Consider the following 10,051-nt stretch of genomic DNA (forward strand, 5'->3'; position numbering starts at 1 on the left):
ACATCAATAAAGCCCCGCTTGCTTGCGGGGCTTTATTGATGGATACGCGGACGTGGATGTGCTTTATTGAACTGGCTTCAGATGTTGCATGACAATTGCCGCAGATTGATAGTTGGCAGGGCCAGGGGTGATCCATAGGTTTGCTTTGGTCGGCCAACCTGTATAATTCGTGTCATTGTATTCGTACCAGTACGCTCCTGTCAGTAGTGGGATGACTGGCAACTTGTCTGCGGCAATCCGCTCAATCTTGTACATAGCCTGCTTCTGTTTCGCCAGGTCCGTGGTTGACGCGAACTCGTTCAACGCTTGGTCGACCTCAGGATCCTTAAAGCCCTCGACGTTAAACGATCCATTCGAATCAAGCATGTCATAATAAGCCAAATATGGAGTTGGACCTGAGTTCGTCCAAGAAATGGCGAGATCGTATTTGCCGACTTTGACGCCATTCGCGGACGCGGTTGGTGCGATATTCGAATAATACGTGCCGAAGTTCACTTGATTTATCGTGATCTTGATGCCGATTTTCGCGAGATCCTGCTGTATCAATAAGCAGTCTTCGTCCCAATCGCTCCATCCTGATACGACCTCGAGTGAGAAATTGAGTTCTTTGCCATTCTTCGCGTAAATGCCGTGCGCGTCTTTGCGGAAACCAGCAGCCTGCAACAGTTGTTGAGCCTTCGCATCATTAACGGCTGGGAACTGCAGATAGGATTTTGGCAAACTCGGATCTAGCCAACTCTTATAGTTCGGCAATGGCAGACTGATGGGGTTGCCAACCGCCTCGTAACCAGTTTCACCAAGCGTAGAAAGCTTGTTTCGATCAATCGCCAAACTGATGGCCTCGCGAACGTTATAGTTGGCCAAAAGCGGGTTGGTCAGATTGGGATACAACTCGACTTCGTTATCGGGCGGGAAGTAATAGTGGTTGTGCGGATTTGCCGCAACATACGTCTTCTGCACATTCGGAATATCAAGGTTGCCATATTGGACGTTGCCTTGAGCCAGGGCCAAATCCGCACTGCTGTTGCTTGTAAAGGCTGGATAGTCAAGTTCGGGAACTTTTGGAGCACCAAGATAGTAGTTTGGATTTGCTTTGAATTTGTAGTCTTGCGGCGAAAAATACGAGACGATGAAGGGACCGGTTCCAATCGCTTTGTCCCAGGTGATCTTGGCCTTCGCGGGATCGCCGAGAGAAGCCCATTCGTGTTCCGGGAGAATATAGGTGGAACCTAAAACATATTGCTCCGCAAATGGGACGTTTACCGTTTTAAACGTGAACACAACTTGATAGTTGCCGACAGCCTTGACGCTTGCGAGATGCTGCCAAACACCGTTGGCATCTGCGTCCGGATACTTTTTCATGGCGTTAAACGTAAATACGACGTCTTGCGCGGTGAATGCCTTCCCGTCTGTCCATTTTGCATTGTGTCGCAGATTCACCGTCAGCGTCTTATTGTTATTGGAAAAATGATAGTTGGTTCCGAGCAGGTCGAACGTATGCCCACTAACTGCATCAAAATAGAACAAGGTCTCATACACGTTGCCCAACGTTCCGGCCAAACTGCCAGAGGCATATGGGTTAAAGTTGTCCGCGTAAGTTCCTTGCGGGCTGGTGCAGACAACCAGAGGTGGCAAAGTCTTAGCCGTCGCCGTGGCTGCTGGAATTGCAAAGCCAGCCACCGCGACGGCAGAACTGGCCAATAAAACCGATAACCTTTTCTTATCCATGCATAAGAACCCCCCTGAATTGGCATAAAGCAGTCGGCAGTACCCGATAAACCTAACCTTCACCTCTTCAACTTTACCCCCGGAGCCCCTCATCACGCGGGCCAACATCCCTCCCAATCTTATAGCAAGCGCTTTCATACGCGCTTAAACGTTAAAGCTAACATACACTTTCCTCTCATCCGATGCAAGACATTTATTGATTGGCATGGGATATTACGGATGTGGATTCGCGTGGCACAAAGCGCACTGGAAGTATGACAGGACACTTATACTCTCGTCCGTCTAGCTTGGCGATGAGCATGGAGGCTGCCTCCCGCCCCGCCCGATAAATATCGTGGTGCACTGTCGTAATAGATGGCCGTACATACTTCGAGAAGTCGGCATCGTCAAACCCGACGACGGACATATCGTCTGGCACGCGAAGCCCGTGTTCATGCAGATACTCTATGGCACCAAGGGCCATGATGTCGGTGGATGCAAAAATCGCCGTTGGTCGGACACCACGAGCCAAAATGGCCCGCATTGCGGACACCCCACCTTCTCGGCTGTTCTCTCCTGTCGCACAAAGTCGCCTATCCAATGACAATCCTAGTTCAGCGTGCATGCGACGGAATGTGCGATAGCGTTCGCAAACATATTCGTAGCCAAGCGGGCCCAGCAAATAGCCCAGGTGGCGATGTCCCAAGCGATAGACGTGATTGACCGCTTCTCGAATGCCACGATTCGTATCTGAAATGACGTAATCACGCAGGGTCGGATCGCCGCCTCGCCCCAAAGCGACAAACGGCATGCGAATTCTTTTAAAATACTGTACATATTCATCCTTGTTTTTCAGCTCTGTGAGCACGAGTCCGTCGATCCGTTGGCGCACAGAGTCACTTAGGCCGTCCGAATAAATGATGGAGACCACATAGCCATATTGTAGGGCTACTTCGGTCATTCCACGAAGCGCTTCGGCGAAATACGAATCGGATAACACGCGCGGTGAAGCTGGGATGAAGAGTCCTATCGTATAGGTGCGCCGCTTGACGAGAGCCCGCGCAGACATATTGGGCGTGTACTGCAACTCTTCGACAGCCTGTAACACGCGCCGCCTCGTCTCATCACTGATGCGGTTGGTTCCATTTAACACGTTCGATACGGTGGTTGGCGTGACGCCGACAGCCTTCGCCACATCCTTAATTGTGACTTTTTTACGCATGGCCCTCAGTCCCTAGCAAATAACGGAATACAACGCTGTTTACTACGGTGCCAGCTTCGAGGAAATCCGTCAAGTGCACCGTCAAACACGGTAGGATAACCTAACCTTGACACGAGTATCTGAAAACGATTTCATTTTGATGAGAAAAGGTTCCCGGCCATCATCATGTTCAGAAAGGGGATCGGCGCTATGGACTGGTTCCAGTTGCGTTACTTCATGCGCGCCGCTGAATTAGGGAACGTCAGTAAGGCGGCTGAAGAGCTTTCGGTTTCGCAACCAGCCCTCAGCCGGGCCATTGCAAAACTGGAAGAGGAACTCGCGGCTCCCTTGTTCATTCGAGAAAGCCGCGGCGTGCGCCTCACTCCGTATGGCGAGACATTTTTGCCTTACGTTCAACGGGCATTCGCAGAGCTTGCTCAGGGAAAAGAAGCTGTGCGCTCACTGGTGGACCCGAGCCACGGTGTGCTCCATATTGGCCTTATCTATTCTTTGGGAACACGGTTTTTGCCCGAGCTCATCCACTCGTTTAGCCAAGAGGAACCCCATGTCTCTGTGCAATTAATCGAGTCACCCACGCATGGTTTACTGGAGTTTCTCGAACGGGGCGATATTGACATCGCGTTCTGTTCACCAGGGGAAGAATTCCGTCACCTGGAGCGGATCGAAGTACTGCGTGAAGACTTGGTATTTATCGTGCCGAACGGGCATAGCTGGGCGGGCTATGAGCGAGTCCCGCTGATCGATGCAAAGGATGAGCCATTTGTCATGTATAGCAAGGAAAGTGGTATTCGCGCAATGATTATGCGATACTGCAAGGAAGCAGGCTTTACACCGAAAATCGTCATGGAAGGCATTGAGGATTTGACGGTCGCAGGCTTGGTCGCAGCAGGCCTCGGAATTGCCATCGTTCCATACAACCGCCATTTGCTTCAACTCCCTGTCCATATCGTGCATATCGACATACCTGAGTGCTTTCGTGCCGTGAGTATGGTTTGGCGAAAAGACCAGTTACTCACGCCAGCAGCACGCAAATTCATAACATTCGTGACCCAGAACCGAGCCAAATGATGTTCATAGCCTTACCCGACAGACCATTCGACGAACAGGAGGAACCCGCGTATGGAAGTTCGTTGCTTTTTCATTTCCCCACTTCGCTCATGTTGCTATGTCATTGCCGAGTCGTTTGAACAAGGGGCGCAAGCAGTCGTGATCGACCCGGGAGATCTTCATCTTGACCCAGTTTTTGAGTTTATTGATGGCACAGGACTACAAATTGTTGCCAACTGGAATACACATGCGCACTTCGATCACATCATGGGTGTCGATGTTCTGCGCGATCGCTATGGCATTCCGGCCTGGGTGCATGAAGCGGATGCTCCAGTCTGGGCGAAGGCGCATGTGGCGCATGAACAGTTTCTTGGCACACCGGCACCAGCTGTGGCAAAACCAGATCAATACATGCACGATGGTGACACGCTAACGCTGGGCGACGAGACCTTCACAGTCTGGCACACGCCAGGCCATTCACCGGGCAGCGTCTGTTTGGTAGGGAAGCAGATTGTCTTCTCGGGAGATACGCTGTTTGCCGGTACCATCGGACGAACCGACTTGGAAGGCTCAAGTCCAGAAGATATGCAGCAATCGCTTGCACGTATTCTGGATTGGCGGGATGATCTGATGATTTACCCAGGACACGGGGTGCCGACGACAATGGCCGTGGAACGGCGGAACAACCGATTTTTGCGCGAGATCGCCAGCCGATTGTCGTAAGGCGCCAGTGGACAGCATGACTACAAAGACCAAGGACTCCCCTTTTTCCTGGAGATTCGTGGCTCCTCTATATATGGGGTCTACGTTGAATCCCATCAATAGTTCCATGATTGCGACCGCACTCGTGCCGATTGCGACACACATGCACGTGTCTGTCGCGCAAGTCACGATACTCGTGACGGTTCTTTATCTCGCAAGCGCGATCGCTCAACCCACGTCCGGGAAACTGGCAGCAGAGTTTGGCCCGCGACGGATCTTTCTCGTGGGCATTCTGCTGATCTTTCTCGGAGGTCTGTTGGGTGGCTTAGGGCGCAACTTACCCATGTTGGTTTTGTCTCGTATTTTGATTGGCATTGGAACTTCCACTGCCTATCCATCCGCTATGCTTTTAATTCGGCGTCGTGCCGAATGGTCGGGGATGCAAAAGCCTCCCGGAAACGTACTCGGTGGTCTGCAGATTGCGGGAGTCGTTACAAGTGCCTTGGGCCTCCCGATTGGCGGTGTCCTTGTTGATGCATGGGGATGGCGAACCGTCTTTTTCGTCAATATCCCTTTCTCGCTTGTCGCGCTCGTCATGGCGATGCTTTGGATACCAAGAGATATGCCGATTAAAGGGGCTCAGTCAGCCCGAACCATCGTAACGCGCATTGACATCCCGGGCATTGTCGGCTTTGCGCTTACCATAGGATCCCTGATGTTCTTTTTGTTCTCCTTGCCTCATGCCGATTGGGTGGCCTTGGGAACATCCATTGTCCTGTGCGGGTTGCTAATTCTGTGGGAGTCAAAAGCAAAAAGCCCGTTTATTGATGTGCGTATGCTAGCTTCAAATCTCGCGCTCAGCCGCACGTATGTGCGGTTTGCAGCGATGACCCTGTGCATGTATACAGTTCTTTACGGTATCACGGAATGGATTGGCGCTGTACGCAGTGCGTCTGCACTCGAAGCAGGATTGTTAATCTTGCCGATGAGTATCGTGTCGGCTTTGGTGGTTGGCCCGATTTCCAAGCGCAATTTGGTGCGCGGGCCACTTATGGTTGCTGCGGGATCTTCCATCGTCGCGTCCATTGGCGTACTCTTTCTCACGATGCGCTCACCCGTCGTGTGGATCATTCTCATTACCTGTATCTTCGGCGTCATGATGGGTGCAGCCTCAAGTGGTAACCAAACGGCGCTATACATGCAGGTTTCAACTGAACATATGGGTACGGCGTCGGGACTTCTCCGTACTTTTGGATATATTGGTTCGATCGCTTCATCCGCATTCATCAGCGTGGTGTTCCATCGAAGCGTCTCGGATAGTGGACTTCATCACATCGCCGTGATCATGATTGCCGTAAGCATCATCGCGTTCGTCATCACGATTGCGGATCCTCGACTTCAGACGCCCCCTAAACAAGCGAATATGCCATGAGGATTGCGCACGGAAAACATATGGGGCTGTCGTCGATCCGGTTAACGGATTGGCGACGAGCCCCATATGGAGGATAGGATACTCTTGCTATCCCTGTAGGATCAAACACTCGGTCGACGATGGCTACGCGCGCACCCTCTCACAATGGGTTCGACCGAGAGACCGAATGACTGCCTGTAGAAGTTCGTTGCATCGGCGAGATCGGATCGAGATCAGTGAGCAGAAATGCATAACTCAGAATGCCGATGACGAGCACGCCAGCGGCGCAGAGAAACGCATCCATGAACGAACCTGTCGCTTGCACAATGAACCCGGTGACAATCGGTGCAACAATGCCCATGGCGTTATTTCCGAAGGTGAGGAAACCGGTAAGGACGCCAACCGTGCCGCGCGGGGCAATGAACGTAGGCACACTGTACGCGACCGAGGAGGTACATACAAGCGAACCCAACGCCAGCGATATCCAAAACACTGCCCATCCCGCTGAGTGTACATAGGCGGCTCCGATGACGGATAATCCGAGGAGAAGGCCAATAACCAGAACCGCTTTACGTACCCGCAAAGGATTGCGCCCACGGCGAATCAACGCATCGACGAGCATTCCACCCACCAGCATCTCAGCCAGGAACCCGACGAGCCATGGCACCGCCGCATACCAACCTGTTTTTAAAACGGAAAGGTGCATCTGGTCTTCCAAATAGCCGGGCAGCCAGGACAAAAAGAGCCACCAAGAATACCCGTAAGCCGCAAAACCAATGAAGACACCCCAAACCTTCTTGAACCGAAGCAGATACAGCAAATTGCTCCAAGTACCACCGACGGCCTCACCTTCAGCTTGCGTTCCTCCCGCCTCAATGTAGGCGCGTTCTTCTGCAGAAAGTCGCCGATCCTCACTTGGATTGCGATACATCGCCCAGAAGATGATGACATAAACAATGCTGAGTACGCCGGTCGCAATGAATCCCCCGCGCCAGCTCCACTCTGTTACTGCCCACGCGAGTAAGGGGGCCCCGATGGCACTGGCCAGTTTCGATTCCGAATCGTACAGAGATACCGCGCGGGCACGTTCAGCAATGGGAAACCAATACGCCGACGCCTTGGTCGCGGCTGGGAAATACGGTGCCTCGCCAAAGCCCAGTAGTACGCGTGCCAATAAAAGTAATCCCTGGCCCGTGGCCGCCGCCGTGATGAAACATGCAATCGACCATAGCAACATACCCAAACGAATGACCCATTTTACGCCGACCTTATCGAGCAGTGCGCCAACCGGAATTTGAAGCAGTGCATACGACCAACCAAATGCCGATAAGATAATGCCCATTTGCCCGGCCGACAAGTGAAAGCCCGATTCGATTGGCTTGGTCGCGATCGACATGGTCGAGCGATCCAAGTAATTGACGATCACGCCGAACGCGATCAGTATGCCAATCCACCAACGTCGATGTTTCATTGCGTCACTCCCCTATAGTTCGTGTTATTACGTTCTGGTTGACTGCCGTCCATTCCTGCCACAAGCGGATTGAAAGGGCTTACATCATAGGCAAAACAAGGGCGATTACGCTGATCGCCCACGGCACTCCACAAGCGAACGCAATAGTGCGCTCCACCCACGACGCCCAAAATACTCTAAGGAAACGTAACCGGTGTAGCCCCGCCCTTGCAACTCACGTAACACAGCCGCATTGTTCACATCCCCGGTCGGATCAAACGCAGACACCGGCTGGCTACGATACCAACAATCGTGATTCCAGTGATAGTTTTTGCAATGGACATGTGCGATACTTGCATACATCGCATCCAAAACTTGCAGCGGATCAATGTGATCTGGATTGAAATTGGCCGGGTCAAAAATCAGTTTGACGTGGCAATCCTGCGTGGCTTCAATCAGCTCCTGAAGCGCATCGAGGTGATCCGCAAATGTCTGGTAATGAGTCTCAACCCATAGCTCCATCCCGTCTTCATACGCAATCTTCGCCGCGTGGCGCAAGGCCAGCAACGACTCATCCCATAGTTCGGGACTCGTTTTCGCGGAGGGAATGTGACCAAAAAACGTCCGGATCGCCTTCGCACCTATGGTACGCCCAATCGCGGCCAGTTTCTGTATCTTTAGGATATCTTTCTCCCGTTCGGCGGGACCTTGTGAGAAATACGTATACCCACTCACCACAGGCACTTCAATGCGATGTTGTCCTAGTTGCTCCACCAAGCTCTCAAGCTCGTGTCGCGATGCGTGTGGCTCGAGATGACCCTCCCACAACTCTAGGCCGTCGATGGTGGCACCTTCTCTGCGCCATAGGTCGATTTGTTCCAACACCCATTGCACGTCGTGTTCTTTCATACCTGTCGTGCAGACGCTCCATTTCATAGCTGAATCCCTCGCTTGTTCGGAGTTAGAACTTGAGCAACGCCTTGCCTGGTTTGCCAGAGAGCGCATGCGAATAAGCCTCTTCAAACGCATCAAGCGACACCTCAGCCCCGATGCACGCCTCCAGCTTAGCCGCCAGTTCGCGATCGCGATTGAGCCACGCCAAAGCTTGCGCGAAGTCGTCATAGACGTAGATGATGGATCCATAGAGCGTGGCCTCTTTACGCACAAATCGTTGCATAGGAATCACGGCTTCCACAGCCATACCAACGCCCAGGATAGAGCCTCCCGGTGCCACGGCCGCAAATGCCGATTCGACTGACGAGCGCGCACCAGCTGCCTCAACGACCACGGCAAATGAGTCATCCGCAACTTGGTCCGGCGTGATCGGATGCACATTCGGTAAAATGGAGTGAATCCACCTCAGGCGATCCGGCTGAATGTCGGTGACGGTGACATGTGCACCGCGAGCACTGGCGACCAGCGCACACAATGCCCCTTCTGTGCCGCAACCGCTGACAAGCACCTCGTCACCTTCGCAAATCTGTACCTTTTGCATCGCGTGCACGGCGACGGCAAACGGCTCAACAAGAACCGCCACGCGATCCGGAACCGCTTCCGGCACAGGCACCGCGTACTTGGATGCAACCACCCATTCGTCGGCAAATCCACCAGGCACATTGATACCGAGTGATTGTTTATTGCGACAAATGTTCGTGTAACCACGCCTGCATCGATCACACTCTCCGCAAAACGTATTGGGTATGATGACAACGCGATCTCCTGGTGCAAATGACGTTGCATCATCACCGACCTCCGTCACGACAGCAAGCAATTCGTGACCGGGACGCACCGGGTAAACAGCGTGCGCCATATGTCCTTCATATACTTTCAAATCCGAGCCACAAATGCCGCCGTACACCGTGCTGACGCGAAGTTCATGTGCCTGCAGTGGACGGCCTTCGGAACGAGGTGTACGCATCAGTAGTTTTCCAGGTGCTTCGAGGATGAGTTCGCGCAACACGCCCACTCCTTTGTGCTGACTTTTCGTCGAGAAGATTACCTGAGTTTCGCCGGCCGGGTACATTGAATGTAGCACCTGCCAAGACGAAGGTCTAATACCAATCGTGACACGCAGGTATACACGCAGGTTATATCAGACACTCGTCCCCGTTCAAAGTGGGCGCCAAGCGATCGCGCTGGATTTTGCACAGCTTCCGCGTGATCTGTGCTTGAAGTAAGGCATCTTGGGCTTTGCGCCTGGGTCGAAACCCGTAACTGTGGTCATTACATGTCGGGTGGAAGATGGGGTTTCGCCAACCCCCGTTCGCGATTTTCACCCTAAAGATTCCGCCCATGCCGGGCGCATAGTACAAAAGGGGCTGTCCCAAAACCCATTGTAAGATGGGGGAAGGGGACAGCCCCTTTTTTGTTTAATTGTCTTTTTTTTTGCGTTCTGTGCTTGCAAGGTAGCTCCTCCTACGCGGATAAAGCCGCCTTCTTCATCAGATTGTGGGCTAAACTTACGAGCCCCACTTCAATGTGCGTCTTAAATAAGCCCCGCAGGTGAAATCTG

General features: G+C 52.7%; 8 protein-coding genes. 3 read left to right on the forward strand and 5 right to left on the reverse strand.

From position 1 onward, the window contains the following. Positions 1–63 precede the first annotated feature (63 nt). Entirely contained in the window at positions 64–1,728 is a 1,665-nt protein-coding gene (locus QMF38_RS02745) for an ABC transporter substrate-binding protein (RefSeq protein ID WP_281758600.1), read from the reverse strand. A 193-nt stretch (positions 1,729–1,921) separates the two neighbouring features. Beyond that, on the reverse strand, positions 1,922–2,929 hold the full coding sequence (locus QMF38_RS02750) for a LacI family DNA-binding transcriptional regulator (RefSeq protein ID WP_281758601.1): 1,008 nt from the start codon (positions 2,927–2,929) through the stop codon (positions 1,922–1,924). Positions 2,930–3,118: 189 nt separating this feature from the next. Here QMF38_RS02750 and QMF38_RS02755 point away from each other — a divergent pair, with 189 nt between their 5' ends. From QMF38_RS02755 to QMF38_RS02765, 3 genes are read left to right on the forward strand one after another with little or no spacing between them, the layout of a single operon-like run. Further along, positions 3,119–3,997, forward strand: a complete 879-nt coding sequence (locus QMF38_RS02755; RefSeq protein ID WP_281758602.1) for a LysR family transcriptional regulator — start codon at positions 3,119–3,121, stop codon at positions 3,995–3,997. A 51-nt stretch (positions 3,998–4,048) separates the two neighbouring features. Then, the gene (locus QMF38_RS02760; protein WP_281758603.1) at positions 4,049–4,699 is read left to right on the forward strand and encodes an MBL fold metallo-hydrolase; all 651 of its coding nucleotides are present in this window, start codon (positions 4,049–4,051) and stop codon (positions 4,697–4,699) included. 16 nt (positions 4,700–4,715) lie between these two features. Then, positions 4,716–6,110 carry an MFS transporter gene (locus QMF38_RS02765; protein ID WP_281758604.1) on the forward strand — a complete coding sequence of 465 codons (1,395 nt, stop codon included), beginning with the start codon at positions 4,716–4,718 and terminating at the stop codon, positions 6,108–6,110. A gap of 139 nt (positions 6,111–6,249) precedes the next feature. On the opposite strand, the gene QMF38_RS02770 is transcribed toward QMF38_RS02765, so the two are convergent. The 3 genes from QMF38_RS02770 to QMF38_RS02780 all read right to left on the reverse strand — a co-directional run bounded on the left by QMF38_RS02770 (position 6,250) and on the right by QMF38_RS02780 (position 9,499). Then, positions 6,250–7,560: an MFS transporter gene (locus QMF38_RS02770; RefSeq protein ID WP_281758605.1), complete on the reverse strand. Its 1,311-nt coding sequence runs from the start codon at positions 7,558–7,560 to the stop codon at positions 6,250–6,252. Between the two features lie 105 nt (positions 7,561–7,665). After that, complete coding sequence (locus QMF38_RS02775) at positions 7,666–8,475, reverse strand: sugar phosphate isomerase/epimerase family protein (protein ID WP_281758606.1); 810 nt, start codon at positions 8,473–8,475, stop codon at positions 7,666–7,668. 25 nt (positions 8,476–8,500) lie between these two features. Then, positions 8,501–9,499, reverse strand: a complete 999-nt coding sequence (locus QMF38_RS02780) for a zinc-dependent alcohol dehydrogenase (RefSeq protein WP_281758609.1) — start codon at positions 9,497–9,499, stop codon at positions 8,501–8,503. Between the last annotated feature and the right edge of the window lie 552 nt (positions 9,500–10,051).

The sequence above is a fragment of the Alicyclobacillus hesperidum subsp. aegles genome, assembly GCF_027923525.1.
Classification (GTDB): domain Bacteria; phylum Bacillota; class Bacilli; order Alicyclobacillales; family Alicyclobacillaceae; genus Alicyclobacillus; species Alicyclobacillus aegles.

Bases quoted from the DNA above. Each gene is read 5' to 3' on its own strand.
- QMF38_RS02745 (WP_281758600.1), bottom strand. From the start codon at position 1,728: ATGGATAAGAAAAGGTTATCGGTTTTATTGGCCAGTTCTGCCGTCGCG.
- QMF38_RS02750 (WP_281758601.1), bottom strand. From the start codon at position 2,929: ATGCGTAAAAAAGTCACAATTAAGGATGTGGCGAAGGCTGTCGGCGTC.
- QMF38_RS02755 (WP_281758602.1), top strand. From the start codon at position 3,119: ATGGACTGGTTCCAGTTGCGTTACTTCATGCGCGCCGCTGAATTAGGG.
- QMF38_RS02760 (WP_281758603.1), top strand. From the start codon at position 4,049: ATGGAAGTTCGTTGCTTTTTCATTTCCCCACTTCGCTCATGTTGCTAT.
- QMF38_RS02765 (WP_281758604.1), top strand. From the start codon at position 4,716: ATGACTACAAAGACCAAGGACTCCCCTTTTTCCTGGAGATTCGTGGCT.
- QMF38_RS02770 (WP_281758605.1), bottom strand. From the start codon at position 7,560: ATGAAACATCGACGTTGGTGGATTGGCATACTGATCGCGTTCGGCGTG.
- QMF38_RS02775 (WP_281758606.1), bottom strand. From the start codon at position 8,475: ATGAAATGGAGCGTCTGCACGACAGGTATGAAAGAACACGACGTGCAA.